The 26,424-nt window shown below is 75.5% G+C and carries 15 protein-coding genes; 10 read left to right on the forward strand and 5 right to left on the reverse strand.

Annotated features, from left to right (window positions below):
* Window positions 1–15: 15 nt before the first annotated feature.
* On the forward strand, window positions 16–6,336 hold the full coding sequence (locus IHE55_RS25990; RefSeq protein WP_197992256.1) for a type I polyketide synthase: 6,321 nt from the start codon (window positions 16–18) through the stop codon (window positions 6,334–6,336).
* 320 nt (window positions 6,337–6,656) lie between these two features.
* On the forward strand, window positions 6,657–7,988 hold the full coding sequence (gdhA, locus tag IHE55_RS25995) for an NADP-specific glutamate dehydrogenase (RefSeq protein ID WP_197991245.1): 1,332 nt from the start codon (window positions 6,657–6,659) through the stop codon (window positions 7,986–7,988).
* A gap of 130 nt (window positions 7,989–8,118) precedes the next feature.
* Here gdhA and IHE55_RS26000 read toward each other — a convergent pair whose 3' ends face one another.
* Together IHE55_RS26000 and IHE55_RS26005 are read right to left on the reverse strand one after the other, a co-directional pair.
* Window positions 8,119–8,697 carry a dienelactone hydrolase family protein gene (locus IHE55_RS26000; RefSeq protein WP_197991246.1) on the reverse strand — a complete coding sequence of 193 codons (579 nt, stop codon included), beginning with the start codon at window positions 8,695–8,697 and terminating at the stop codon, window positions 8,119–8,121.
* Window positions 8,698–9,154: 457 nt separating this feature from the next.
* Window positions 9,155–10,771 (reverse strand): carbohydrate binding domain-containing protein, encoded by a 1,617-nt coding sequence (locus IHE55_RS26005; protein ID WP_307826821.1) that lies wholly within the window; start codon window positions 10,769–10,771, stop codon window positions 9,155–9,157.
* Between the two features lie 463 nt (window positions 10,772–11,234).
* Between IHE55_RS26005 and IHE55_RS26010 the strand changes: the two genes are divergently transcribed.
* The 5 genes from IHE55_RS26010 (at window position 11,235) to IHE55_RS26030 (ending at window position 18,302) form a co-directional block, all read left to right on the forward strand.
* Window positions 11,235–12,182: a GlxA family transcriptional regulator gene (locus IHE55_RS26010; protein ID WP_197991248.1), complete on the forward strand. Its 948-nt coding sequence runs from the start codon at window positions 11,235–11,237 to the stop codon at window positions 12,180–12,182.
* Between the two features lie 317 nt (window positions 12,183–12,499).
* A complete protein-coding gene (locus IHE55_RS26015) occupies window positions 12,500–13,210 on the forward strand; it encodes a DJ-1/PfpI family protein (RefSeq protein WP_197991249.1) in 711 nt (236 codons plus the stop codon).
* Between the two features lie 211 nt (window positions 13,211–13,421).
* Entirely contained in the window at window positions 13,422–14,093 is a 672-nt protein-coding gene (locus IHE55_RS26020; RefSeq protein WP_197991250.1) for an HD domain-containing protein, read from the forward strand.
* Between the two features lie 393 nt (window positions 14,094–14,486).
* Window positions 14,487–14,726 carry a hypothetical protein gene (locus tag IHE55_RS26025; RefSeq protein WP_197991251.1) on the forward strand — a complete coding sequence of 80 codons (240 nt, stop codon included), beginning with the start codon at window positions 14,487–14,489 and terminating at the stop codon, window positions 14,724–14,726.
* Between the two features lie 1,278 nt (window positions 14,727–16,004).
* Entirely contained in the window at window positions 16,005–18,302 is a 2,298-nt protein-coding gene (locus IHE55_RS26030; RefSeq protein WP_197991252.1) for a glycosyl hydrolase family 18 protein, read from the forward strand.
* A gap of 255 nt (window positions 18,303–18,557) precedes the next feature.
* Here IHE55_RS26030 and IHE55_RS26035 read toward each other — a convergent pair whose 3' ends face one another.
* Complete coding sequence (locus IHE55_RS26035) at window positions 18,558–18,932, reverse strand: cupin domain-containing protein (protein ID WP_232266848.1); 375 nt, start codon at window positions 18,930–18,932, stop codon at window positions 18,558–18,560.
* Window positions 18,933–19,127: 195 nt separating this feature from the next.
* Between IHE55_RS26035 and IHE55_RS26040 the strand changes: the two genes are divergently transcribed.
* Both IHE55_RS26040 and IHE55_RS26045 read left to right on the forward strand, forming a co-directional pair.
* Window positions 19,128–20,147 (forward strand): GlxA family transcriptional regulator, encoded by a 1,020-nt coding sequence (locus IHE55_RS26040; RefSeq protein WP_197991254.1) that lies wholly within the window; start codon window positions 19,128–19,130, stop codon window positions 20,145–20,147.
* A gap of 171 nt (window positions 20,148–20,318) precedes the next feature.
* On the forward strand, window positions 20,319–21,200 hold the full coding sequence (locus tag IHE55_RS26045) for a glycoside hydrolase family 19 protein (protein ID WP_197991255.1): 882 nt from the start codon (window positions 20,319–20,321) through the stop codon (window positions 21,198–21,200).
* A gap of 339 nt (window positions 21,201–21,539) precedes the next feature.
* Here IHE55_RS26045 and IHE55_RS26050 read toward each other — a convergent pair whose 3' ends face one another.
* Together IHE55_RS26050 and IHE55_RS26055 are read right to left on the reverse strand one after the other, a co-directional pair.
* A complete protein-coding gene (locus tag IHE55_RS26050; RefSeq protein WP_197992257.1) occupies window positions 21,540–23,462 on the reverse strand; it encodes an NAD-binding protein in 1,923 nt (640 codons plus the stop codon).
* 283 nt (window positions 23,463–23,745) lie between these two features.
* On the reverse strand, window positions 23,746–24,549 hold the full coding sequence (locus IHE55_RS26055) for a nucleotidyltransferase domain-containing protein (RefSeq protein WP_197991256.1): 804 nt from the start codon (window positions 24,547–24,549) through the stop codon (window positions 23,746–23,748).
* Between the two features lie 505 nt (window positions 24,550–25,054).
* Between IHE55_RS26055 and nhaA the strand changes: the two genes are divergently transcribed.
* Window positions 25,055–26,404 (forward strand): Na+/H+ antiporter NhaA, encoded by a 1,350-nt coding sequence (nhaA, locus tag IHE55_RS26060; RefSeq protein WP_197991257.1) that lies wholly within the window; start codon window positions 25,055–25,057, stop codon window positions 26,402–26,404.
* Window positions 26,405–26,424 lie beyond the last annotated feature (20 nt).

The following is a 26,424-nucleotide window of genomic DNA, read 5'->3' on the forward strand; positions in this document are numbered from 1 at the left end:
CAGGAAGAGAACCACATGGAGAACGAGGAGAAGCTCCGCGACTACCTCAAGCGAGCCGGCAACGAACTGCGCACCGCGCGGCGCCGGCTGCGCGAGACCGAGGAGCGGGAACGCGAGCCGATCGCGATCGTCGGGATGAGCTGCCGGTACCCCGGGGACGCAGGGTCCCCGGAGGAGCTGTGGCGGCTGCTCGCCGACGGCCGGGACGCGGTCGGCGACTTCCCCACCGACCGCGACTGGGACCTGGAGACCCTCTTCCACCCCGACCCCGACCACCCCGGCACCTCCTACACCCGGCAGGGCGGGTTCCTGCGCGGGGCCGCCGACTTCGACGCGGAGTTCTTCGGCATCCCGCCCCGCGAGGCGACGGCCATGGACCCGCAGCAGCGGTTGCTGCTGGAGACCTCCTGGGAGGCGTGCGAACGCGCCGGGATCGACCTGACCCGGACCCGCGGCAGCCGCACCGGGGTCTACCTCGGTGTCATCTACGACGACTACGCCAGCCGGCTGCCCACCCCGCCCAAGGACTTCGAGGGCTACCTGTTCAACGGCAGTTCCGGCAGCGTCGCGTCCGGCCGCATCTCCTACACCTTCGGGTTCACCGGGCCGGCGGTGACGGTGGACACCGCCTGCTCCTCCTCCCTGGTCTCCCTCCACCTGGCCGTCCAGGCGCTGCGCCGCGGCGAGTGCGCGCTCGCCCTCGCCGGCGGCGCCACGTTCCTGTCCACCCCGTGGGCGTTCGTCGCCTCCAGCCGGCAGCGGGTCTCGGCCCCCGACGGCCGCTGCAAGGCCTTCTCCGACACCGCCGACGGCGCCGGGTGGAGCGAGGGGGTCGGCGTCCTGGTCCTGGAACGGCTCTCCGAGGCCCGCCGCAACGGCCGACCGGTGCTCGCCGTGATCCGCGGCACCGCGGTCAACCAGGACGGCGCCTCCAACGGGCTCACGGCACCCAACGGGCCCTCCCAGGTGGCGGTGATCGGCCAGGCGCTGACCGCGGCCGGCCTGACCCCGGCGGACGTGGACGCCGTGGAGGCCCACGGCACCGGCACCACCCTCGGCGACCCGATCGAGGCCCAGGCGCTGATCGAGGCGTACGGGCCGGGCCGGGAGGCCGGACGGCCGCTGCTGGTGGGATCGCTGAAGTCGAACATCGGGCACGCCCAGGCGGCCGCCGGCGTCGGCGGCGTGATCAAGATGGTGCTGGCCATGCGCCACGGCCTGCTGCCCAGGACGCTCCACGTGGACCGGCCCTCCACCCACGTGGACTGGTCCTCCGGCACGGTCGAACTGCTCACCGAGGCCCGGCCGTGGCCGGCCGGCGACCGTCCGCGCCGTGCCGGGGTGTCCTCCTTCGGCATCAGCGGCACCAACGCCCACGTCATCCTGGAACATGCCCCGGACGCCGACGAGGCGCCCGGCACCCCGCCGGCCGCGGCACCCGGCACCGCCGCCCTCCCCTGGGTGCTCTCCGGCCGCACGGCGGCCGCGCTCCGCGCCCAGGCCGAGCGGCTCCACGACCACCTCTCCGGCCGGCCCGAGCTGCACCCGGCGGACGTGGGCCGGGCCCTGATCACCGACCGCGCGGCCTTCGACCACCGTGCCGTGGTGGTCGCCGACGACCGCGCCGGCCTGCTCGACGGCCTCGCCGCCCTGGCACGCGGCACCGAACCAGAGTCCGGCACCGCGACGGTGGTCGGCGGTGTGGCGGCCGAGCAGCCCAAGGTCGCCTTCGTCTTCCCCGGCCAGGGCGCGCAGTGGGCCGGCATGGCCCAGGGCCTGCTGGACACCGAGCCGGTCTTCGCCGAGCGGCTGGAGGAGTGCGCCGCGGCGCTGGCACCGCACACCGACTGGTCCCTGATGGACGTGGTGCGCGGCGCGCCCGGCGCCCCCGGACTGGACCGGGTGGACGTGGTGCAGCCCGCGCTGTGGGCCGTCATGGTGTCCCTGGCCCAGCTGTGGCACGCCTACGGGGTCACCCCGTCGGCGGTGGTCGGGCACTCCCAGGGCGAGATCGCCGCGGCCTGCGTGGCGGACGCCCTCTCCGTCCAGGACGCCGCCGCCGTCGTGGCGCTGCGCTCCCGGGCGCTGCGCGCCCTGGCCGGCCGGGGCGGCATGGTCTCCATGGTCGCCTCCGCCGCCGAGGCCGAGCGGCGCATCGCGCCGTGGCGGGACCGGCTGTCGGTCGCCGCCGTCAACGGCCCCAGCACGGTGGCCGTCTCCGGCGCGCCCGACGCGCTCGACGCCCTGGTGGCCGCCGCCACCGCGGACGGGGTCCGGGCGGTGCGGCTGCCGGTGGACTACGCCTCGCACTCACCGCAGGTGGCCGAGGTCGAGGAGGAGGTGACCGCGGCGCTGGCCGGCATCCGGCCTCGCCCCGCCGCGGTGCCCTTCCACTCCGCGCTGACCGGCGGACGGTTCGACACCACCGGCCTGGACGCCGGCTACTGGTACCGCAACCTGCGCCACACCGTCGCGTTCGAAACCGCCGTACGGGCGGTGGCCGACGCGGGCCACACGGTGTTCCTGGAGGTCAGCCCGCACCCGGTGCTGACCATGCCGGTGCAGGACACGCTGCGGGACTCCGGCGGCGTGGCGCTGGGCACCCTCCGCCGCGACGACGGCGGCCGCCGCCGGTTCCACTCCGCCGCGGCGGAGCTGCACGTGCGGGGGGTCCCGGTGACCTGGCCGCTGCCGGACCGGCGCGGCGGACCCGTGGAGCTGCCCACCTACCCGTTCCAGCGGGAGCGCTACTGGCTCACCGCACCCCCCGCCCGGACCGGCGAACGCGCCGTCGCCGACCTGGGCCTGTCCACCACCGGGCACCCGATGCTCGGCGCCGCCGTGGAACTGCCCGACGGACAGGGCGTGGTGGCGACCGCCCGGCTGTCCCTCACCGCGCACCCCTGGCTCGCCGACCACGTGGTGGGCGGCGTGGCGCTGCTGCCCGGCACCGCCTTCGTGGAACTCGCCATGGCGGCCGGCTCGCTGGTCGGCCGCGACCTGCTGGAGGAGCTGACCATCACCGCGCCCCTGCCACTGCCCGAGCGCGGCGGGGTGCGGCTGCGGGTGACGGTGGGGGAGGACGACGGCTCCGGCCGCCGCCCGGTGGTGTTCGACGCCTGCCCCGGCACCGCGCACCCCGCGGACGGCGCCGACGCCCCGGCCCCCGGCGAGCCGTGGACCCGGCACGCCACCGGCGTCCTGGCCGTCGCCCCCGCCACCGCCCCGGCCGCCGACCGGGACTGGCCGCCGGCCGGCGCCGAACCGCTGCCGGTGGACGGCGCGTACGACACGATGGCCGGCGCCGGCTTCCCCTACGGGCCCGCCTTCCAGGGGTTGCGCCGGGCGTGGCGGCGCGGTCCCGAGGTCCTCGCCGAGGTGGAACTCGCCGACGAGCAGCGGGCCGGCGCCGACGCCTACGGGGTCCACCCGGCGCTGCTGGACGCCGCGCTGCACGCCGTCGGCCTGGGCTGGCTGGAGGGGTTCACCGAGAGCCGGGCCCGGCTGCCGTTCTCCTGGCGCGGGGTGCGCCGGCACGCCGTCGGCGCCACCGCCGCCCGGGTGCGGCTCACCTCCGCCGGCCCCGACGCGGTCGCCGTGGAACTCACCGACGTGGCCGGTGAGCCGGTCGCCACCGTGGAGTCCCTGGTGCTGCGCACGGTGGACCTGGACCGGATCGGACCGGACGGCACGGCACCCGCCCCGCTGCTGGTGCCCGCATGGCCGGCCGAGCCGGCGGCCGCCGCGGCGCTGCCCGAGGGGCGCCGCATCCTGCTGGGCCAGGACGACCTCGACCTGAGCGCGGTGTTCGCCGCCTGCGGCGTGAAGACCGACCGGGTCCGCGACCTGGACGACGCCGCCGCGGCCATCGAGGAGGCCCGGGCCGGTACGCCCACCGTGGTGCTGGCCTCCTTCGGCGCCGGTGAGGCACCGGCGGCCGACCGGGCCGCCGCCGCCCGTGCGGCGCTCGCCCGGGCGTTGCCGCTGGTCCAGCGGTGGCTCGCGGACGAACGGTGTGCCGGCGCCCGGCTGGCCCTGGTCACCCGGGGCGCGGTCGCCGCCGGCCCGGACGAGGACGTCACCGACCTGGCGCACAGCGCCCTGTGGGGACTGGTCAGGTCGGCGCAGAGCGAACACCCGGACCGGATCGTACTGGTCGACCTCGACACGTCGGCCGCCTCGTACGACCGGCTGCCCGGGGTGCTCGCCTGCGGCGAGCCGCAGACCGCGCTGCGCGACGGCGAGGCGCGGGTGCCCCGGCTGGTCCGCGCCGAACCGGCCGCGGGCCCGGACGGCGGTACGGCGCCACCCGCCGCCTTCCGGCCGGGCGGCACGGTCCTGCTCACCGGCGGCACCGGCACCCTCGGCGGGCACCTGGCCCGGCACCTGGTGACCGCGCACGGTGTGGACCGGCTGCTGCTGGTCAGCCGGAGCGGCCCGGCCGCCGCCGGCGCCGCCGAGCTGCGGTCCGAACTCACCGTCCTGGGCGCCGAGGTGACCGTCGCCGCCTGCGACACCGCCGACCGGTCCGCGCTCGCCGGGCTGCTGGACTCCATCCCCGCACAGCACCCGCTCACCGCGGTGGTGCACGCCGCCGGGGTGCTCGACGACGGGGTGCTGGAGTCCCTGGACGCCGACCGGCTGGACCGGGTGCTGCGGCCCAAGACGGACGCCGCCTGGCACCTGCACGAACTCACCCGGGACCGCGACCTGTCGGCGTTCGTGCTGTTCTCCTCCATGGCGGGCACCCTCGGCAGCCCCGGCCAGGCCAACTACGCGGCAGCCAACGCCTTCCTGGACGCCCTGGCCCGGCACCGCCGCGCCGCTGGCCTGCCCGGCCTGTCCCTGGTGTGGGGACTGTGGGCGCAGGCCAGCGAGATGACCGGTGGCATGACCGGGGCGGACGTGGCCCGGGCCGCCGGGCTGGGGGTGGACACCCTCCAGGTGTCCGAGGGGCTCGCCCTGTTCGACCGGGCGCTCGCCACCGACGCGCCGGTGGTGGCACCGGTCCGGCTCAACATGGCGGCGCTGCGGGCCCGCGCGGCCACCGTACCGCCGGTGCTGCGGGGTCTGGTCCCGGCGCCGGCCCGCCGGGCCGCCGCGGCGAGCCCGGCCACCGCCGCCCGGTCCGGCGCGGACCCGGCCGCCGACCTCGCCGCCCGGCTCGCCGGGCTGGGGGAGGAGGAACAGGAACGGGTGCTGCTGGAGCTGCTGCGCGAACTGGCCGCCGCCGTCCTCGGCCACCGCTCCGCCGAGGCGCTGGCCGCCACCGACGCCATGCCCAAGTGGGGCTTCGACTCGCTGACCGCGCTGGAACTGCGCAACCGGCTGTGCCGGGCCACCGGGCTGCGCCTGCCCACCACCCTCATCTTCGACCACGCCTCCAGCTCGGGGCTCAGCCGGCACCTGCGGGAGCAGCTGGCGGCCCACGGCGGCACCGGTGCGGCGCCGGTCCCGGCTCAGGCCGCCGCGGCCCCGGCCGACGACGACACCATCAGCGTCCTGTACCGGCAGGGGTTCCGGCTGCGCCGGTACGACGAGAGCCTGAACATGCTGCGGGCCGCGTCGGCGGTGCGCCCGATGTTCAGCACGGTGGCCGAGGCGGGCGACCCGCTGCCCGCGGTCGAGCTGACCACCGGCGACGGCATCCACCTGGTGTGCCTGCCGCCGGTGATCGCCCCGGCCAGCCCCAACTTCTTCTACCGGTTCTCCACGGTCTTCACCGGCGAGCGGAAGGTGACGGTGCTCCGGCACCCCGGCTTCCGGCCGGGGGAGCTGATCCCGGCAACGCTCCGGCCCGCGGTGGACTTCCAGGCCGAGGCGGTCCGGCGGCACGTCGGTGACCGGCCGTTCGCGGTGCTCGGCTACTCCTCGGGTGGCTGGTTCGCCAACGCGGTCGCCGGCCGCCTGGAGGAGTGGGGCGTCCGGCCGGCCGGGCTGGTGCTCATCGACACCTATCCGGACACCAGCAAGTTCAAGACGGTGCTGCTGGACGAGATCGTCGATCGGATGGTCCGGGCCCCGGGCGGGGAGCTGGAACTGCTCACCGGCACCCAGCTGACCGGTCAGGGCGGCTATCTGCGGGCCTTCGAGGGCTGGTCGCCGGTGAAGGTGGCGGCTCCCACCCTGCTGGTGCACGCCTGCCGCCCACCGAGCCCCTCCGCCGAGGCCGCCGACGGCGACGCGTGGCGCTCCAAGTGGCCGTGGCCGCACGAGCTGGTGGATGTTCCCGGCGACCATTTCACCATCATGGAAGAACATTCCCTGACCACCGCCGAGGCCATCCAGCGGTGGCTGGTGGGTCTGGAATCCGGGGTTCCGCAGGCGCGCGACTGACGGCCGGCCGGCGTCCCGGCCCGGCGCGGGGAAGTGGTGGCCGACCGCGACCAGTGGTGGTAGAGGTATGGACCATTGGTCTCCGGGCGCTGCCCGGCACCCGGCGGACCGGCCCGCCGAAACACCGTTGACCTGCGAGGTCCGCGGCCCCGGGCGGAACCGCGACAGCGGCTCCGCCCGGGTCGCCGCGGGCCTCGCGGCCTCCCGGGCGAGGTTGACGCGGGCGCGCGTGGCGGTGGATTCTCGCGGTGCTGCGGCGTCTCGGGCACTGCGGTGCCACGGGGGCTACGGCCCCCCTCGCGAAGGGATTCGAACTGACCATGCTGACGTCCTTGCGTGACGAGATCCTGCGCCGGAATCCGGGGGAGCCGGAGTTCCACCAAGCGGTGGGCGAGGTGCTGGACTCCTTGACGCCGGTACTGGCCGCCCGTCCCGAACTGGCCGAGGCCGGGCTCATCGAGCGGCTCGCCGAGCCGGAGCGGCAGATCATCTTCCGGGTGCCCTGGCAGGACGACTCCGGCGCGGTCCGGGTCAACCGGGGCTTCCGGGTGGAGTTCAACAGCGCGCTCGGCCCGTACAAGGGCGGCCTCCGCTTCCACCCGTCGCTCAACCTCGGGATCGTCAAGTTCCTGGGCTTCGAGCAGATATTCAAGAACGCGCTGACCGGGCTCGGCATCGGCGGCGGCAAGGGCGGCAGCGACTTCGACCCGCACGGCCGCTCGGACGCCGAGGTGATGCGTTTCTGCCAGTCGTTCATGACCGAGCTCCACCGCCACCTCGGCGAGTACACCGACGTCCCGGCCGGGGACATCGGGGTCGGCGGCCGGGAGATCGGGTACCTGTTCGGCCAGTACCGGCGGATCACCAACCGCTGGGAGGCGGGCGTCCTCACCGGCAAGGGGCTGGGCTGGGGCGGTTCCGCGGTGCGCACCGAGGCCACCGGGTACGGCAACGTCCTGTTCACCGCGGAGATGCTCCGCAAGCGCGGCGAGGAGCTGGACGGCCAGCAGGTGGTGGTCTCCGGGTCCGGCAACGTGGCGATCTACACCGTGGAGAAGGCCCAGGCGCTCGGCGCCCACGTGCTGACCGTCTCCGACTCCCAGGGGTACGTGGTGGACGAGAAGGGCATCGATCTCGCCCTGCTGAAGGAGATCAAGGAGGTGGAGCGCGGCCGGCTCAGCTCCTACGCCGACCGCCGCGGACCCTCCGCCCGCTATGTCACCGGCGGCCGGGTGTGGGACGTGCCCGCCGAGGTCGCGCTGCCCTCGGCGACCCAGAACGAACTGGACACCGATGACGCGCTGACCCTGGTGCGCAACGGCGTGAAGGCCGTCTCGGAGGGCGCCAACATGCCCACCACGCCCGGCGCGATCCGCGTCCTGCAGGAGGCGGGCGTCGCCTTCGGCCCGGGGAAGGCCGCCAACGCCGGCGGGGTGGCCACCAGCGCCCTGGAGATGAGCCAGAACGCGGGCCGGGCCGCCTGGCCGTTCGACGTGGTGGAGCGGGAACTGGCCGGCGTCATGCGGAGCATCCACGACACCGCGTGGGAGACGGCCGAGCGCTACGGGCGCCCCGGCGACTACGTGACCGGCGCCAACATCGCCGGCTTCGAGCGGGTCGCGGAGGCGATGCTGGCGCAGGGCCTGATCTGAGGCGCCGGCCGCGCGGTCCGGCCGGTCCCGGGCCCCGTCCGGGCGGCCGGGGCGTGCGGCCCCGGCTCCCGCCCACCGCCCGGGGTGTGACCTGCGGGCGGGGCCGGGCGGCGTCCGGCGGCGGGGCCGGTCAGCCGAGGCGGTCGAGGAAGTCCACGGCCCGGCGGCACACCAGCTCCGCGGCCGCCTCGTCGTAACCGGGCAGGCCGCTGTCGGTGAACAGGTGCCGGTCGCCCGGGTAGAGGAACAACTCGCCGTGCGGCGCGGCACCGGTGAGCGCCCGGGCGGCGTCCAGGTCGCCCTCCCCGGCGAAGAACGGGTCCCGGTCCATGCCGTGCACCTGCACCGGGAGCCCGGGCGGCCACGGGCCGCCGGCGGCCGGGCCGGGCAGGCAGGCCTCCAGCAGCAGGGCGCCCCGGGCGCCGGGGCGGGAGCGCGCCAGCCGCTGCGCCGGCACCACGCCGAGCGAGATCCCCGCGAGGACCAGGCCGGCGGGCAATCGGTCGGCCGCGGCCGCGCCGCGGGCCGTGAGGGTGTCGAACCCGGTCGCCGCGGCGTACTCCGCCCCCTCGTCGAGGCTGCCGAACACCCGGCCCTCGTACAGGTCCGCCAGGTGGACGGTGTGCCCGGCCGCGCGCAGCCGGCCGGCGAATGCCCGGACCCCGTCGGTCAGCCCGTACGCGTGGTGGAAGAGCAGTACTTCGGCCATGTGCTTCCTCGTGCCTCTCGTGCCGCGGGGACCGGTCGGACCGCCGCGCGACGATGATGGCGCACGGCACCGACAGGGGCGGCCCTGCGGCCCCTGCGCCCCCGCGGCGGGTGCGGCCGGGACCGCGCCGGGGTCTCGCGGGGCCCGCGCCCGGGGGTGCGCGTGCTGCGCCGCCGGGGCGGGCCCGGGCCCCCGTCCCACCTGCTTCCGTCCCGCCTTCTGCCCCGCTTCCCGTTCCGCTCCGGCGGGCTCCCGGCCCCGGTCCCGGCCCTGGCCGTGGCCTCGGCCCCGGCCTCCGGTCTGGTCCCGGTTTCCGTCCCGTTCCCGGTCGGCCGGCCGCGCGGACACACGGGCACCCGGATACACGGCGGCGCCGCCGGGCCAGGGGGCCCGGCGGCACCGTTCGTGCGCCACTCCGCCGGCCGCCGCGCGGCGGCCGGCGGAGCAGGGTCCGCGGTCAGCCGGTGAAGCCCGCGGTGATGGAGGTGAACTGCCAGCTCGGCCGGTCGCGGTTGACCGCCCAGAAGGCGAGCCGGCCGATGTCGTGCGCGTTGGCCCAGTCGCGGATCTGGGTCCAGATCTGCGGGGTGGTGACCTCGCCGGTGTCGCTGCTGTCGTTCATGCCGGAGATGCCGATGTGGGCGTAGGCCTGGGCGTCCGTCCAGTTGAAGGTGGACTTCAGCTTGTTCTTCAGCCCCTCGGTGGCCTTGACGGTGCTGCCGTACATGTCCGCGCCGCCGCCGAAGTTGAACGGCATGATGGTGAAGTTGTCGATGTCGGCGTTGAGGGCCGCGGCCCGCTCGATGAGGCGGTTGCCCCAGGAGTTGGGGCCGGTGTTGAGCGTGGGGAAGGTGAGGATCGTCTTCAGGCCCGGGTTGTTCTGCTTGACGATCCGCAGGGCGGTGAGGATGCGGTCCTGTACCGCGGCGTTCTCGAACTCGTCGGTGTTCTCGATGTCGACGTCGATGGCCTTCAGCCGGTAGGCGTCGATGACCTTCTGGTACGCGCCGGCCAGCGCCTCGGGGGTGGAGCAGGCGGGGCCGAGCTTGTTGCCGCTCCAGCCGCCGATCGACGGCACGATGTCGCCGCCGGCCGCGCGGATCGACTTGATGGTGGCCTCGTCCACGCCGCCGGTGAGCGGACGCTGGCTGTCCCACGACGGGTTGCAGCCGTTCTGGGCGAGGATGAAGGCCATGGTGAACCACTTGATGCCGGTGGCGTTCATGACCTCGGTGGCGGCGGGCGGGTTGCCCCAGCCGAGGTAGAGGTAGGGCGCGGCCTGGATGAAGCGGTCGGAGCCGCCGCTGTCCGGGGCGGTGGTCGCGCGCACGGAGGCGGAGGCCGGGGAGGTGTTGCCGGCCCGGTCCTTGGCGCGCACCGTGAAGTCGTAGCCGGTGTTCGGCGTCAGGCCGGTGACGGTGGCGGTGGTGCCGGTGACCGAGGCCGCGCGGGTGTCGCCGCGGTAGACGTCGTAGCCGGTGACGCCCACGTTGTCGGTGGCCGGGTCCCAGGAGAGCGAGACGCTGGTGGCCGTGGTGCCGGTGACCTTCAGGTTGCCCGGGGCGGTGGGCGCCTGGGTGTCGTCCCCGCCGCCGGGGCCGTCGAGGCTGACGTCGTCGGCGTAGTAGGTGCCCTGGCCGTACCAGCCGTGCAGGTAGACCTCGGCGCTGGTCTGGTTGGCCCCGGTGGTGAACGAGACGGTCAGCTTGGTGTAGTCGGAGGCCGACGAGGTCCAGGTGGCGGTGCCGCCGGTCACCCCCAGGTGGACGTAGGAGCCGCGCACCCAGCTGGAGAGGGTGTAGGCGGTGTTGGGCTGGACGGTCACCCGCTGGGAGCAGCGGGCGGTGTCGCCGGCGGTGGCGGCGCCGGCGAGCGCCTTGGAGCCGCCGTGCACGGGGCTGCCGACCACCGAGCCGGTGCTGCCGGAGCAGGACCAGCCGGACAGGTCGCCGGACTCGAAGCCGGCGTTGGACAGCAGGTTGGCGGCGTGTGCCGTGGTCGGCGCGGCCAGCGCGCCGAAGCCGGCGACCATGAGCGCGCTCAGCCCGGCGAGCAAGCGGTTTCGGGTACGCACGTGACCTCCGATGAGGTGGCGGGGGAGCAGCGGGGGGTGGAGAGAGCGACCAACGGATGACGCGGGGCGTGCCGAATGGCGTGTGCATGTCATTTGCAATTGGTCTGGACCTTTCGAGGAGATTGAAGCGCCCGGGGGTTGAGGGCGTCAAGGGGGCCGACCGGGACCCTGTCGCGGGCCGGCGCACGCCGTCGCCCGCCGGCCGGTGCCGCCCGCCCTCCACCGCCCCTGCCGAGCCGGCCGCCCGTTCGCCCGCCGTGTCGTGCCGTGCCGCCCGAACGTCGGCCGGTGCCGGTGCCCGTGCCGGTTGCCGGCGCCGGTGGTCCCGGTCGGCGGTCCTCCCCGGTGGTGTGTGCGGGGTGGTCCGGCCATCCCCGGTGGTCCGTAACGGTCCGCCCGGCCGGTGCCCGGCGAGGTGGGCCGGGGGTTCCCGGCGGCACCGCCCGGCGTAGGGTGACGTGCTGTGCATACGGTCGCGATCCTCGCCCCTGACGGTGTGTCGGCCTTCGACCTGAGCATCCCGTGCCAGGTGTTCGCCGTGGCCCGCCGCCCCGACGGCGCCCCCGCCTACGAGGTACGGGTCTGCGCCGAGCGCTCGGTCACCGCGACCGCGGGCGCACTGGAGCCGTTCCGGATCTCCGCCCCGTACGGCATGGCCGACGCCCTCGGCGCCGACACCGTGGTCGTGCCCGGCGGGCACGTGGACCTGGTGCCGCACCCGGACACGATCCGGGTGGTCCGGGAGGCGGCCGCGGCGGGGGCGCGGATCGCCTCCATCTGCACCGGCGCCTTCGTCCTGGCCCAGGCCGGCCTGCTGAACGGCCGGAGGGCCACCACGCACTGGCGGTTCGCCGGCCGGCTGGCCGACCGCTTCCCCGAGGTCGAGGTGGACGCGGCGGTCCTCTACGTGGACGAGGGACAGATCCTGACGTCGGCCGGGATCGCGGCCGGGATCGACCTGTGCCTGTACATGGTCCGCCGCGACCACGGCGCCGCGGCGGCGGCCGAGGTCGCCCGGATGGTGGTGATGGCGCCACAACGCAGCGGTGGCCAGGCGCAGTTCATGGAGCACCCGGACCCCGGGACCGACCCGGAGAGCCTGGCGGAGACCCTGCAGTGGATGCGGGAGAACCTGCACCGGCCGCTGTCGGTGGCCGACATCGCCGCCCACGCCGCCTTCAGCAGGCGCAGCCTCGCCCGGCACTTCCGCGCGCAGACCGGCACCACCCCGCTCCGCTGGCTGCTCAACCTCCGGTTGCAGCGAGTGCGGGAACTTCTGGAGACCACGGACCTGCCGGTGAGCCGGATAGCCGCCGGCACCGGCTTCGGCTCCGTCGAGACCCTGCGGCACCACTTCTCCCGGGAGGTCGGGACCACCCCGACGGCCTACCGCGCGGCGTTCCGGGTCTGACCGGACGCCCGTCCGGCGCGGGGCACGGTCCGGGGAAGTCCGTCCGGTACGGGGGCACGGGCACGGTCCGAGGGGGCGGCCGTTCGGGATGGGGACGGGTGCGGGAGCGGGCGGGAGCCCGCTCGCCTGGGCGTCACGGCGCGCGGCGGGCCCGGCGTCCTGCGCCGTGCACCCGGGCGGTGGTGGAGGCGCGCGCGCACCGGCGGCCGGCTGGCCGTATGTTACGGATGCTCGGCACTCGTGCCACTGTTCGGTGCCCCCGGCCGGCGGAAGACTCGGTGGCGTACCGCCCCACCGAGAGTCTTTGCGGAGCCTTGATGAACAGTTCGGTCGTCCCCGCCGACCCCGGCGCGGCCCTGCCGCCCGGTGAACCGCTGCGGGTGCACACGGTGCTCTACGACGGCGTCGAGGAGCAGGACTTCGCCGGCCCGGTGGAGGTCTTCGGCATCGTGGGAACCCGGCAGCCGGTGCGGCAGTCGTTCGTCACCGCCGGCGGGCCCGGCACGGTACGGACCTCCGCCGGCATGGACATCGAGGTCCGGCAGGAGTGGTCACCGGAGTCGGCCGATGTGCTGCTGGTGCCCGGCGGCGGCTACGGGCCGGGCTCGGGACTCGACCGGCAGCTCGCCGACGGCACCCTGCCCCGGGCGCTGGCCGCCGCCCGGCGGCCCGGGCTGAGGACGGCCGGGGTCTGTACCGGGACGATGCTGCTGGCCGCCGCCGGCATCACCACGGGACGGCCCTGCACCACCCACCACTTCGCCCTGGCCGACCTGGCCGCCCTGGGCGGGACGGTGGTGCCCGGCCGGGTCGTGGACGACGACGACCTGATCACCTGCGGCGGCGTCACCTCCGGCATCGACCTCGCCCTCTGGATCGTCGAGCGCTGGTACGGCCCTCGGACCGCCCTCTTCGCCGAGGGGGTGCTGGAGTACGAGCGCCGCGGCACCGTCTGGCGGGCCGACCCTGCCACCGGGCGGCCGGGGGCGCTCCCGCCGGCTGCCACCCGGCCCGGCCCGCGTCCCTGAACCCGCCCGGCCTCCCGTCCACGTACCCCCGGCCACGGCCGGGCCGTACGCACCCCGGCCCGGATGAGCCGCGTCACCGCCCCGACCCGGATGAGCCGCGTACGCGCCCCGGGGCTCCGAACGACCCGCCCGCGCGCCCCCCGGTCCGGAACACCCGTCATAGGTGCCCCCGGCCCGGCGCGCCACCCCTACCCATCTGTGAAAGGACGACATGACGAACCTCGATCTCGACGCCACCGGCCTGGAGTTCCCCCGTACCGAGGTGGCACTCGCCGCGCTGCGGCTGGCGGAGGAGTGCGAGTCCGTCCCGCTGTTCCACCACAGCCTGCGCACCTACTTCTTCGGACGGCTGGTCGGCGAGCAGCTCGGCCTGCGCGCCGGCGAGGACTACGACGACCAGCTGCTCTTCCTGGGCTGCGTGCTGCACGAAACCGGTCTGAGCCCGCGCGGTGACGGCTCCCAGCGCTTCGAGGTGGACGGCGCCGACCTGGCCGCGGAGTTCCTCGCCCGGCAGGGCCTGCCGGCGGCGGAGGTGGAGGTGGTCTGGGACGCCATCGCGCTGCACACCACCGACACCATCGCGCTCCGCAAACGTCCGGAGATCGCCCTGGTCTCCCGCGGCGCCCGGTTCGACATCACCGGTGGCCCGGTCTCCCTCCCGGCCGGGCACGTCGAGCGGGTCCACGCCGCGCTGCCCCGGCTGGACGTCGCCTCGGCGCTCCACGAGGCGATCGTCGGGCAGACGAGCCGCAACCCGGACAAGGCCCCGCCGTTCACCCTGCCCGGAGAGCTCCACCGGCAGCACACCGGTGCGGCGTGGCCGACCTGGGAGCAGCTCACCGCCACCTCGGAGTGGGACGGCCGCACCGCCGCCAGCCGGTAGCCGGTCAGGTCCGCCGGATCCCGCGCTCCGGCGGAGTCCGTCCAGGTCCCGTGCGCCGGCGGGGACCGCCCGGCTCCGGTGCTCCGGCGGGGTCCGTCCGGACCTCCGTGCTCCGGCGGGGTCCGTCCGGACCTCCGCGCCGGGCCCCGCCGCCCGGCCCCGGGACAAGGACCGGCCGCTGCCCGCCGGGGGCCGCCCGCAGCCTTCCCGGTCCGCGGGCGGTCCCCGGGCGATCCGCGCCGCCCGGCAGCCGGAGCCGGGTGCACCGGTCCCGGGTGGCGTGCCGGTCCGCCGGGTTTCGCCGGGCTTCCGGAGCCGGTCGAGACGTTCGACCGGGGACGCGGCGGGTACGCGTCCGTCCTCGGCAGGAACGTCGCGAAGGAGGTGGACACCATGGCCGACCGCCGTGGGGACGGTACCCGGGGCACGGCTCCCGTCCCGAAGGAGCGTGCCGATCAGCAGGCGTCGGACGCCCCGGACCCCTGGGATCTGCCGGAGGACGAGGAGCGCCGCCCGACCGGTCCCGACCAGGAGGCCCCCGACGTGGACGAGGCCGGCGCCGGGCCGCGCGGAGCGCCCCGCTCCGGCAGCGTGCACCCGGAGCAGCCGGTGCCCGACGAGCCGCCCGGCTGAGCGCACCGGAGCGGTCCGCGGCGGGCCCGCGCGGTGCGCGGCCCGGTCCCCGGGCAGGCCCGGCACCGCCTCCCGCGGCCCGTCCGGGCGGGGAGCGGCGGGCCCGCTTCCGGGCGGGCGGCCCGGCACGGACTGCCGGCCCGCCCTTCGCCCGGGCCACCCCGGCCGCCCACGGCCCGGGTCCGCGCCCTCCCGCCCGCCCCCGTCCGCCCACCCGGACGGGCCCCCCCCATCCGCTCATTCGCCGGCTCGCCCCCGCGCCCGGCCCACCGGGACGGTCGCCCGTCGGCCCCCGCCCGCTCGTCCGGACCGGTGACCTCCCCCCGCCCCCGCCCGCTGAGCCCGGCCCGCCGGGCCCTCTCGGCCCCTAGGCCGGCCGCTCATCCGATCCACTCGGGCGGTCGCCCGAACGGTGGCCCCATGCGTTCGCTCGGACCGATGACGTCCTCCGCCCCGCGCGCCGGACCCGGTCCGCCGGCCCCTCGCCCCGTAGGCCGACCGCTCATCCGATCCACCCGGACGGTCGCCCCGTCGGCCCTCGCCCGGCTTGCCCGGCCCGACGCCCCCGCCCGCGTCCGTTTGCCCGGTCCGCCCGGCCGCCATCGGCCCGGGGCCGCGCCCTGCCGTCCGCCGCCCGCCACGCCACGCCACGGCTGGTGCGGCCCGGACCCCACCGCTGGTCGGCAGGCCGGTGACGGCGCCGGCCGGACTGCGGCTGCGTACCGTGACGGTCGGCCGCAGCAGGTGGCGGACGGCGCGTCCGGCGCCGTTCCATCCCGTCCCGGACGCCCTCCCGGCCCGTAGGGGGGGCCGGGCGCACCCGGCGCGCATCGGCATGGTCCGCCGAACCCGGCGACGGACCGTTCCGGCCCCGCGGCATCCCGCTCGGGCGCCCGTGCCCGCCACGGTCGGGGCCCCGCGCCGCCCGGCCGGGCCGCGGGTCCGGTGCGCCACCGGCAGCGGGCCGGCGCGGGCCGCAGGGGCCGGCCCTGTGCCGTCCGCCGGCACGGCACGGCACGGCACGTCGCGCCGCGGAGGCCGGGTCCGTCGCGCCGCTCCGGCCGGCGGGACCGTCGCACCGGCCGGTGGAACCGCCACACCGGCCGCGGGAACGCCACCAGGTCCCACCGGTCCACTCCATTGACGGTTTGGTCCAGACCTTTTACGTTACGACTGCTCCTGGCCGCCACCCCCCTCGCACCGCCGCGTATCCGGCCGCCGGGTGATGCGCACGCGAAACGGTTCGAACACCCCTGTACAACCCCCACAGGGAGAGCCATGACCCGTCACCAGCGCAGATCATTCCGGGGCAGAGCCGCCGCTCTGCTCACCTTCCTCCTCCTGCCCCTGGCCCTGCTGACCGGCCTGCCCGGTTCCGCGCAGGCGGCCGGAACCCTCACCGCCACCTTCTCCGTCCAGGACAACGGTTCCTGGTGGAAGGGCGCCTACACCATCCGCAACAGCGGCTCCGCGGCCGTCAGCGGCTGGCAGCTCGAATTCGACCTGCCGCCCGGCACGACGGCCGTCGGCCACTACTACGGCGACGCGACCGTCACCGGCAACCACGTGTCGGTCAAGAACGCCCACTACAACGGCAACGTCCCCGCGGGCGGCAGCACCGACCCGTTCAGCTACTGGTTCATCGGCAACGGACCGGTCGGCACCCCCACCGGCTGCACCGTCAACGGGGACAAGTGCGACGGCTCGCCGGACACCCCGCCCGGCGCGCCCGGAACGCCGAAGGTCACCACCGCCACCGCCCGGAGCATCAGTCTGCAGTGGACCGCCGCCTCCGCCGGGGACTACCCGGTGACCTCCTACGAGGTGGTCCGGGACGGTGCCACGGTGGCCACCTCCACGACCACCTCGGCCACGGTCACCGGGCTCACCCCGGCCACCCGCTACCAGTTCGCGGTACGGGCCAAGGACCGCCGGGGCAACACCGGTCCGCTCAGTCCGCCGGTCACGGCCGACACCGTGGACCCGGCCACCGATCCGCAGCCGCCGACCGCGCCGGGTGACCTGCGGTCCACGGGGAAGACCGCCACCTCGGTCACCCTCGCCTGGACCAAGGCGACCGACAACGTCGGGGTGGCGGCGTACGACGTCTACCGGGGCGGCACGCTCGCCCGGACGGTCCCCGCGGACACCACCACGGCGGTGATCGACGGACTGTCACCGGTCACCGAGTACTCCTTCACCGTCAAGGCGCGGGACGCGGCGGAGAACTCCTCGCCCGCCGCCGGGCCGCTGAAGGTCACCACCGACGACCTGGCCGGCTCGGGCAACCACCTCAACGTCGGCTACTTCGTCCAGTGGGGCATCTACGGCCGCCAGTACTTCATCAAGAACCTCGACACCTCCGGCGCCGCCGCCAAGCTCGACGTCGTCAACTACGCGTTCGAGAACATCGACCCGAAGAACCTGACCTGCATGGCCGGGGTCACCAAGGGCACCACCACCAACCCGCAGGACCCGGACCAGGGCACCGGGGCCGGGGACGCGGACGCCGACTACGCCCGGCCGATGTCGGCCGCCCAGTCGGTGGACGGCGTCGCCGACGACGGCTGGGGCAAGCTGCGCGGCAACTTCAACCAGATCAAGAAGCTGAAGGCCAAGCACCCGCACCTGAAGTTCGTGGTCTCCCTGGGCGGCTGGACCTTCTCCAAGTTCTTCTCCGACGCCGCGGCGACCCCCGAGTCGCGGGAGAAGTTCGTACGGTCCTGCGTGGACGTGTGGATCAAGGGCAATCTGCCGGCCTACAACGGCGCGGGCGGCCCCGGCACCGGCGCGGGCGTCTTCGACGGCGTCGACATCGACTGGGAGTGGCCCGGCTCACCGGACGGCGGCCACCCCGGGAACCACTACAACCCCAAGGACAAGGAGAACCTGACCGCGCTCCTGGCGGAGTTCCGCAAGCAGCTCGACGCCACCGGCGGCGAGCGGAAGCTGCTGACCGCCTTCACCCCCGCCGATCCGGTCAAGATCGAGCAGGGCTGGGACCTGACGAAGATCTTCGACTACCTGGACTTCGCCAACATCCAGGGCTACGACTTCCACGGTTCGGGCAGCGACAACTCCTGGGAACCCAACCGCACCGGGCACCAGGGCAACCTCTACACCGACACCGACGACCCCTATCCGACCCACTTCAGCGTCGAGAGCGCGCTGAAGGTGTACACCGACGCCGGGGTCAACCCGCGCAAACTCACCATCGGCTTCCCGTTCTACGGCCGTGGCTGGCAGAGCGTGGAGGACGGTGGCAAGAAGGGCGAGTGGCAGTCGGCCAAGGGCGCCGCGCCGGGACAGTTCGCCGAGGAGGCGGGCATCCGGGGCTACCAGAACATGCTCAGCAGCGTGCCCAACATGACCGTCCACCACGACGAACAGTCCATCTCCACCTACGGCTACACCGGGCCGGGCGGCCAGTGGTGGTCGTTCGACGACGCCTGGTCGATCGGGAAGAAGACCGCGTACATCAAGTCCAAGAACCTGCTCGGCGCGATGGTCTGGGAGATGTCCGGGGACACCCCCGACGGACGTCTGATGACCGCGCTCGACAACGGACTGCGCTGACCGCGCACCCGCGCGCGCCGGGCGGGACCGTCCCGCCGGAGGCGGGCGGCGCACCACCGGCCCGGGCAGCCACGGCCCGGGCCGCACCCGTGGGCCGGGTCTCCACCCGGGGGGCCGCCCGGCACGAGCACCGGTCCGAGGGCGGCGGCCCGGCTCCGGTCAGGCCCCGGCCCGGCTCCGGTCAGGCCCCGGCCCGGCCCCGGGTGTCCTCGGCGCCGGGCCGCCGCGCGACGCGGCGGCTGCGCGGGCGGCGCGTCAGGTGCCCAGCGGGTGCCCGGTCGTGGCGTCCACGTGCTCGGGCACCGCCTCGTGACGGTCGCCGACCGTCGCCGTCCCGGTGGGCTCGAAGAGCAGGATCGCGGCGCCGCCGGGGGAGCACGGCTTGTGCTCCACCCCCCGGGGCACGGTGAACACCGCGCCCCGGGGCAGCCGGACCGTCCGCTCCCCGGCCGGCTCGCGCAGCGAGATGAACAACTCGCCCTCCAGCACCAGGAAGAACTCGTCGGTGCCGTCGTGCGCGTGCCAGAGGTGTTCCCCGCGCACCTTGGCGACGCGTACGTCGTAGTCGTTGACGCGGGTGACGATGCGGGGGCTCCACAGCGCGTCGAACGAGGCCAGCGCCCGGTCCAGCTCGACGGGTCCGGCCGGGGCGCCGGGGCCGACGGAGGCCTCCGGGCCGGGTCCGGAGGCTGTTCCGGGTACGGCTGGGCCGGCGGTCCCTCCGGAGCCGGCGGGTACTGCGGGTACGGCGGGTACGGCGGGTTCATGGTTCATGGCGTCACCCTCCCCTGCCCGGGCGGGGGAGACGAGTGCTAGGAATCGCACATGACGCACCGATCCTCGCAGCCGCCCGCCGTCCCGCGACCGCGCCCCGCCGTCCCGCGACCGCACCGCGTCGTGGTGATCGTCGACGAGAACTCCAACCCCTTCGAACTCGGCTGCGCCACCGAGGTGTTCGGGCTGCGCCGGCCGGAGCTGGGGCGTGACCTGTACGACTTCCGGCTCTGCTCGCCCGAGCCGGACACCCTCATGCGCGACGGGTTCTTCACCCTCACCGGCGTCGCCCCGCTGTCGGCGGCCGACTCCGCCGACACCCTGATCGTGCCCAACCGGCCGGACACCGAGGTGCCGCGCCGCCCGGCCGTGCTCGACGCGGTACGCCGGGCGCACCGGCGCGGCACGCGGCTGGTGGGCTTCTGCAGCGGGGCCTTCACCCTGGCCGAGGCCGGGGTGCTGGACGGGCGCCGGGCCACGGCGCACTGGCAGTGGGCGGACTCCTTCCGCTCCCGCTTCCCCGCCGTCCACCTGGAGCGGGACGTGCTGTTCGTGGACGACGGCGACATCCTCACCGCGGCCGGCAGCGCCGCCGCCCTCGACCTGGGGCTGCACATCGTCCGCCGCGATCACGGTGCGGAGGTCGCCAACTCGGTGAGCCGACGGCTGGTCTTCGCCGCCCACCGGGACGGCGGCCAGCGGCAGTTCATCGAACGCCCGGTGCCCGACATCCCCGACGCGTCACTGGCGCCGGTGCTGGCCTGGGCGCAGCGCCGGCTGGACACCCCGCTCACCGTGGCGGACCTGGCCGGTCGCGCCGCGGTCAGCCCGGCGACCCTGCACCGCCGCTTCCGGGCCGAACTGGGCACCACCCCGCTGGCCTGGCTCACCGGGGAGCGGCTGGCCCTGGCCTGCCGGCTCATCGAACGCGGGGAGCGGCGTTTCGAGGTGGTGGCGCGGCGCAGCGGGCTGGGGACGGCCGCGCGTCTGCGGACGCTGATGCGCCGCGCGACGGGGCTCACGCCCTCCGCCTACCGGCAGCGGTTCGGACCCGCGGGCGGCCTCGGCTGACCGGGCCGGGAGCGCCGTGCGGGCGGTCGTCCGGAGCGGTGCGCCGGGTGATTCTCCGGTGGGGATGCCGGGTGATCCTCCGCAAGGGATTCGGACCGGACCATTGACAGGTCCAGACCATTCCGGGAAGGTCGCGCAAGGACCTCGTCGTCCCGAGTGAAGGAGCATGACGTGTCACGACGCCTGGGATCCTGGCTGGCCGCGTTCGCCGTGGCGGCCGGACTGACCGTACTGGTCCCCGCATCGCCCGCGGCGGCCGCCGACTGCGCCGCCCCGTGGAGCGGCTCCTCCGTCTACGTGGGCGGCAACGTCGCCTCGTACAACGGGCACAACTGGCAGGCCAAGTGGTGGACCCAGGGCGAGACGCCCGGTACGGCCGGGGTCTGGGCCGACCAGGGCAGCTGCGGATCGGGCACGCCCGAGCCCTCGCCCTCCGGGTTCGTGGTCTCCGAGGCCCAGTTCAACCAGATGTTCCCGAACCGCAATCCCTTCTACACCTACAGCGGGCTGAAGGCGGCGCTCAGCGCCTACCCGGCGTTCGCCAACTCCGGCAGCGACACGGTGAAGAAGCAGGAGGCCGCCGCCTTCCTCGCCAACGTCAGCCACGAGACCGGCGGACTGGTCCACATCGTCGAGCAGAACACCGCCAACTACCCGCACTACTGCGACACCACGCAGCCCTACGGGTGTCCGGCGGGCCAGGCCGCGTACTACGGGCGCGGTCCGATCCAGCTCAGCTGGAACTTCAACTACAAGGCGGCCGGCGACGCGCTCGGCATCGACCTGCTGCGGGACCCGTGGCGGGTGGAGCGGGATCCCGCGGTGGCCTGGAAGACCGGCCTGTGGTACTGGAACACCCAGCGCGGCCCCGGCCGGATGACGCCGCACGACGCGATGGTCAACGGCGCCGGCTTCGGCGAGACCATCCGGTCCATCAACGGGACCCTGGAGTGCAACGGCGGGAACCCGGCGCAGGTGCAGAGCCGGGTGGACAAGTACCAGCGGTTCACCCAGATCCTCGGCGTCCCGACCGGCGCCAACCTGTACTGCTGAGGTGAGTTCCGGGACGGCCGCCGGCGGGCGGCCGTCCCGGGCCGGCCCGTACCCCGGCGGGGCGGGCCCTGAGCCGGGGTGGGCCACCGCCCCGCGCCGGCCGGCCCGCGGCGTCCGCGGACCGGCCGGCTCCCCGTTTCCGGCAGCTTCCGCGGGGCGACCGTTTCCGGCCGGGTCCGCCGACGGGCCCACCGTCTCCGGCCGGTTCCGCCGGGCGACTGTCTTCGGGTGTCCCGCCCGCCGGCCACCGAACCGCCCCGCCCGGGCCCGGACGCCACCGGCCGGTGACCGGCCCGGTCCGTTCCGGGTGCTCCGCCCGCCCGGCCGGCTCCCGGGGAGTCAGGACCCGGCCGGCGGCCGGCGGGGCCCGGCGGGGCCCGGTCGCGGGTGCCGGCCGAGCAGTTCGGCCAGCCCCCGGCGGGTGGCGGCCAGCACCACCCGGTCCCCGGACCTGAGCACATAGCCGGGGTGCGGGTCCCAGACCAGCCCGGTGGGGTGCGCCTCGCCGTCGGCGGGGTGCGGGACGGCCAGGTCGGGGCGGCGGTCGGCGGGGGCGGCGGTGTCCAGGGCGAGTACCCGCCAGGCGCCGGGCCGGAAGGACTCCGCCACGGTGCGGCCCTCCAGCTGCGGGTGCCCGGCGACCACCAGCGCCGCGAAGAGCAGTACCTTCCGCTCCACCGGCACCGCCCCCAGTATCTGACGGCCCATCATGGCTCCGGCGAAGGCGGGCGCGGCCAGATGGGAGACGCTGCGGCTGCGGGTGAGCGCCTCCGGATGGGCGGTGCGCAGGGTGCGGTACACCACGGTGGCGAAGTCGTCGTCGTACAGCCGCAGGGACACCCGGAGGTCGGACCGGAGCGTACGGGCGTACAGGGCGGCCTCCAGGTTCGTGGTGTCGGAGCTGGTCACGGCGAGCAGGGCGGCGGCCCGGTGGATCTTCGCCGCCTCCAGGACGCCTTCCTGGGTGACGTCGCCGAGCACGGTGGGCACACGGAGCCGGCGGGCCAGGGCGATCCCGCGGGCCTCGGGGTCCTCCTCCACGCAGACCACGGGGATGTCCAGGTCGCGCAGCCGGGCCAGCACCCGGGTGCCGATCTTGCCCAGGCCCAGCAGGACCACGTGCCCGGACAGTCCGCGCGGCGGCTTGGGCAGCGCGGAGGCGCTGCGGAAGGCGCCCAGCGCCTCCAGCGCGCCCGCCACCAGCAGGGGCAGCAGCGCCAGTCCCACCAGCCCGGTCAGCAGCTGGAGCACCTGGCGTGCGGTGGACTCCCCGACGGCGGGGTCGTTGATGGCGAACAGGTCCAGCAAGGTGATGTAGGCGGCGTGCAGCGGATGGTCGCCGGTGGTCAGCCAGGAGGCGACCGCCAGGCCCAGCACCGCGCCCACCGTGCCGGCCGCGGCCCAGCGCAGACGGCGGGAGAACAGCTCCGACAGCGGCAGCCCGCGCCCGGCCAGCCGGGAGGCCGGCAGCGCCGGGCCGCTGTGGGTGACCGTCTCCAGCACGATCGTGCCGCGTCCGGTGGCGGCCGCCACCGTGCCGGGGTCGGGCAGCAGCAGCGGCCCCGCCGTGCCGCTGCTGTCCGACCCCTCCTGGCCGGCCGGGTCGGAGGCGGTGGCGGAGAGCAGCGCGAGGGTGCACAGGCCCGGGTCGGCGGCCTGGCCGGGTCCCGGCGGGGTGCGTTCCACGGCCCGCAGCAGCAGCCCGTCGGCGTGCACCACCTTGCTGGTGCCGGCGACCGCGCTGGCCGCCAGCGCGGGCGCGGCGGTGTCGGCGTCGGAGAGCACGGTGGTGGACGCGTCCAGGGTGGCCGGGTCCAGGTCCGGCCGGCTGACCAGCGCGGCCTGGTCCAGCAGCTCCTCCAGGTGCTGGCCGAGCTTGCGGTTGTAGAGCCGGATCACCAGGCGCAGCCCCGGGTTGAGCCGCCGGGCGGCGAGCGCGGCGCGGATGTTCGTCTCGTCGTCCTCGTAGACCAGGGCCAGCGCGGCCGCCCGGTCCACCCCGGCCGACGCCAGCACCGGTTCGGTGGGTTCGGCGGCTTCCACGGTGGACCCGGCCGGCCCCTCCGGTGCGGGCGGTGTACCGGTCACCGCGGCGCCGACCCGCCCCAGGAGGACGGCGGCCCGGCCCTGCCGCGGTACCGCCAGGCGGGTGCCGAGCACCGGTGCGCCGCCGGGGCGGACCAGGGTGACGTGTTCGCGGTAGACGTCGCGGAGTTCGGCGGCGAGCCGGTGGGCCAGCGCGCCGTCGCCGCAGACGATCATGTGACCCGAGGGAGGCGTGGCGGAGGACTGCCGGGTGAGTGAAGGCACCCGCGTAGCCTGCCCGGTCGCGGGCCGGGACCGCACCCCCGCCCCGCGGGCGTCGCGGTCCCGGTCCGCGGGGCACGCGGTCGCCGTGCGGGCGGGGGCGCCAAGCACCCGCCCACGCGGAGTCGCCGGCGGTGCGGGACCGAGCTCGGACTCCGGGGCGTGGCGAGCCGGGTGAAGGACCCGTACCCGGGCGTCGTGCGAACCGGCAGCGGCGAGGGGTTCCGGGCCGCTCCGGTCAGCCGCCCTGGCCGATGACGTCGTGGAGGTACCGCACGGCGAGCTGCTCGGCGTGGTGGCGCCGTACGACGGCCGCTCCACCGGCATCGGACCACCGGCGGTAGAGATCGACGGCGGCGAGGAGCGCCCGTCCGGCTTCGTGGCGGTCGTAGCCGCACAGAGTGGCCTCAAGGTCGCGAGCCTCATCGGGCGCGACGGTCTCCAGGTGGCGTACACCGCGGGGGACCGCGCCCACCCGTCGGGCGGCCAGCGGGCCGAGTACGGTCTCGCGCAGGTAGCCGAGAAAGCCGACGGTCTCGAACAGCTCTCCACGGCCGAGCTTCGTCGCACCGTAGTGCACCCAGACCCAGAACCGGTCCTCGATCCACTGGAGCCACTGGAGGTCGGACGCCGGGGTGGCCGGCGCCCGCCGGGCCAGGGCGCCGGCCAGCAGGCCGTCCCGGTCCCACAGGACCTCCGGGTCCCCGGGCCGCTCGGCGAAGTCGGAGACCCGGACGAACAGGAAGTCGACGTGCAGGAGCTGCGGCCCGACGAGCGTGATGATCAGGCGCGGCTCGCCGACATGCTCCCCGGTGAATCCGGCCACCAGGGAGGTCCAGGAACCGATCAGCGCGAGCCGCTCCCGCAGGACCGCGTCGTACGCCGCGTCCTCGACGACCAGGACCAGGTCCACGTCCGAGTAGGCATCCGGGCTTCCTCCCGCGAGGGACCCGGTGAGCGCCACGCCGGCCACGCGCGCGTCCTGCCGGATCCGGGGAAGCACGTCGCTGAGGAACTGGCTGTGCAAGGAGGGGACGGCCATCTGCTTTCCTTCCGATCGGAGTGAAGCAGAGCAACGTAACGCCCGTCCGGGCGGAGTCGCCCCCGAATTTCTCCCGAGGCGGCCCTTCGCGCGAGCGGGACCGAGGACCGGCCGCCGTACCCCACGCCGGAGTCCGCGCCCACCGCCGCCCGGCAACATCGCTCGCCGGGCCCCTGCCCCCGCTTCCGCGACCCCACCGGCCGGCGGACCTGCTGTCCGCCTTCTTCGCGGCGGTCGCGGGGAGCGGGCGGAGAGCCGCCGTGAGCCCACGCCCGAGGGGTTCGGCGGGGCGTACCCCGTCCGGCGCCTGCGCGGACGGGCCGGGCCGCCGCGGGGGTTGCCGTGCGCACGGCCGCGGGCATTCCGGCAGGTGGGGGGCCGCACGCCCGCTGGTGCGGGGGCCAAGAAATTGTTAACGTATAAATAACGCGTCAAGGATCGTGCCCGAGGGGCACCGCCGGGCGCGGGGTGTGCCGGGAAGTCTGGTCGGCGTCCGAGGGGCTGCATGCCCCGGCCCGACACCCGAAAGGCCCCCGTGACCTCCTCCCCGCGCGAGCGCACCCACTTTCTCGGCCTGCTGCCGCTGCCCGAGCGCAACGCCGTCACCCAGGCCCTGCGCACCGAGACGGTGGGCGGCCTGGTCCTGCTCGGTGCCGCGGTCCTGGCGCTGATCTGGGCGAACACCCCCTGGCGGGACAGCTACGAGCAGATACGCGACTTCCACTTCGGCATCTCCGCGCTCGGCCTGGACCTCTCCGTGGGGCACTGGACCGCCGACGGACTCCTCGCCGTCTTCTTCCTGGTCGCCGGGATCGAACTCAAACGGGAACTCGTCGTCGGCGAGCTGCGCACCCCCGCCACCGCGGCCCTGCCGGTGATCGCCGCGATCTGCGGCATGGTGGTCCCGGCCGCCCTGTACTTCGCCACGGTCTCGGCGACCGGTGGCAGCGCGGACGGCTGGGCCGTGCCGATGGCCACCGACATCGCCTTCGCCCTCGCCGTCCTCGCGGTCCTCAGCACCCACTTGCCGGCCGCGCTCCGGGCGTTCCTGCTCACCCTGGCGGTGGTGGACGACCTCGGCGCGATCCTGATCATCGCCATCTTCTTCACCAGCGACCTCAACCCGCTCGCGCTCGCCGGAGCCTTCGCCGGACTGGTCGTCTTCCACCTCCTCCAGCGGTACCGGGTGACCGGCTGGTGGTGGTACGTACCCCTCGGCGTCACCATCTGGGCGCTGATGTACAACGGCGGGGTGCACGCCACCGTCGCCGGGGTGGCCATGGGGCTGATCCTGCGCACCACCCGGGACGAGCAGCGCGGGGAGACCGCGTCCCCGGCCGAGCGCACCGCCCATCTGCTGCACCCGGTCTCGGCCGGTGTCGCGGTCCCGCTGTTCGCGCTGTTCGCCGCCGGGGTGAGCGTGTCGGGCTCGGCCCTCGGCGAGGTCTTCACCGGGCCCGAACCGCTGGGCGTGGTGGTGGGCCTGGTCCTCGGCAAGACCCTGGGCATCTTCACCGGTACCTACCTGGCGGCGCGCTTCACCCGCGCCCGGCTCAACCCCGACCTGGCCTGGGCCGATGTCTTCGCGCTGGCGGTGCTGGCCGGCATCGGCTTCACCGTCGCGCTGCTCATCGGCGAACTGGCCTTCCCGGCCGGGCACGAGGCCGAGCCCATCAAGGCCGCGGTGCTGCTCGGCTCGGTGCTCGCGGCGCTGCTCGCCGCGGTGCTCCTCAGGCGCCGCAACCGGGTCTACCGCCGGCTGTACGAGGAGGAGAACCGGGACGACGACCACGACGGCATCCCCGACATCTACCAGCGGCCCGGCCGGGACCGCGTCCAGCCCGCCGAGGGGTGACGCCGGCCGGCGACCGCGGG

The organism is Streptomyces pactum (genome assembly GCF_016031615.1).
GTDB classification, from domain to species: domain Bacteria; phylum Actinomycetota; class Actinomycetes; order Streptomycetales; family Streptomycetaceae; genus Streptomyces; species Streptomyces pactus.

Excerpts from the sequence above, each read along its gene's own strand:
- IHE55_RS26000 (WP_197991246.1), bottom strand. The coding sequence starts at position 8,697 with ATGGCCGAAGTACTGCTCTTCCACCACGCGTACGGGCTGACCGACGGG.
- nhaA (WP_197991257.1), top strand. The coding sequence starts at position 25,055 with ATGCCCCGGCCCGACACCCGAAAGGCCCCCGTGACCTCCTCCCCGCGC.
- IHE55_RS26050 (WP_197992257.1), bottom strand. The coding sequence starts at position 23,462 with ATGATCGTCTGCGGCGACGGCGCGCTGGCCCACCGGCTCGCCGCCGAA.
- IHE55_RS26025 (WP_197991251.1), top strand. The coding sequence starts at position 14,487 with ATGGCCGACCGCCGTGGGGACGGTACCCGGGGCACGGCTCCCGTCCCG.
- IHE55_RS26055 (WP_197991256.1), bottom strand. The coding sequence starts at position 24,549 with ATGGCCGTCCCCTCCTTGCACAGCCAGTTCCTCAGCGACGTGCTTCCC.
- IHE55_RS26015 (WP_197991249.1), top strand. The coding sequence starts at position 12,500 with ATGAACAGTTCGGTCGTCCCCGCCGACCCCGGCGCGGCCCTGCCGCCC.
- IHE55_RS26020 (WP_197991250.1), top strand. The coding sequence starts at position 13,422 with ATGACGAACCTCGATCTCGACGCCACCGGCCTGGAGTTCCCCCGTACC.
- IHE55_RS25990 (WP_197992256.1), top strand. The coding sequence starts at position 16 with ATGGAGAACGAGGAGAAGCTCCGCGACTACCTCAAGCGAGCCGGCAAC.
- IHE55_RS26030 (WP_197991252.1), top strand. The coding sequence starts at position 16,005 with ATGACCCGTCACCAGCGCAGATCATTCCGGGGCAGAGCCGCCGCTCTG.
- IHE55_RS26040 (WP_197991254.1), top strand. The coding sequence starts at position 19,128 with ATGACGCACCGATCCTCGCAGCCGCCCGCCGTCCCGCGACCGCGCCCC.
- gdhA (WP_197991245.1), top strand. The coding sequence starts at position 6,657 with ATGCTGACGTCCTTGCGTGACGAGATCCTGCGCCGGAATCCGGGGGAG.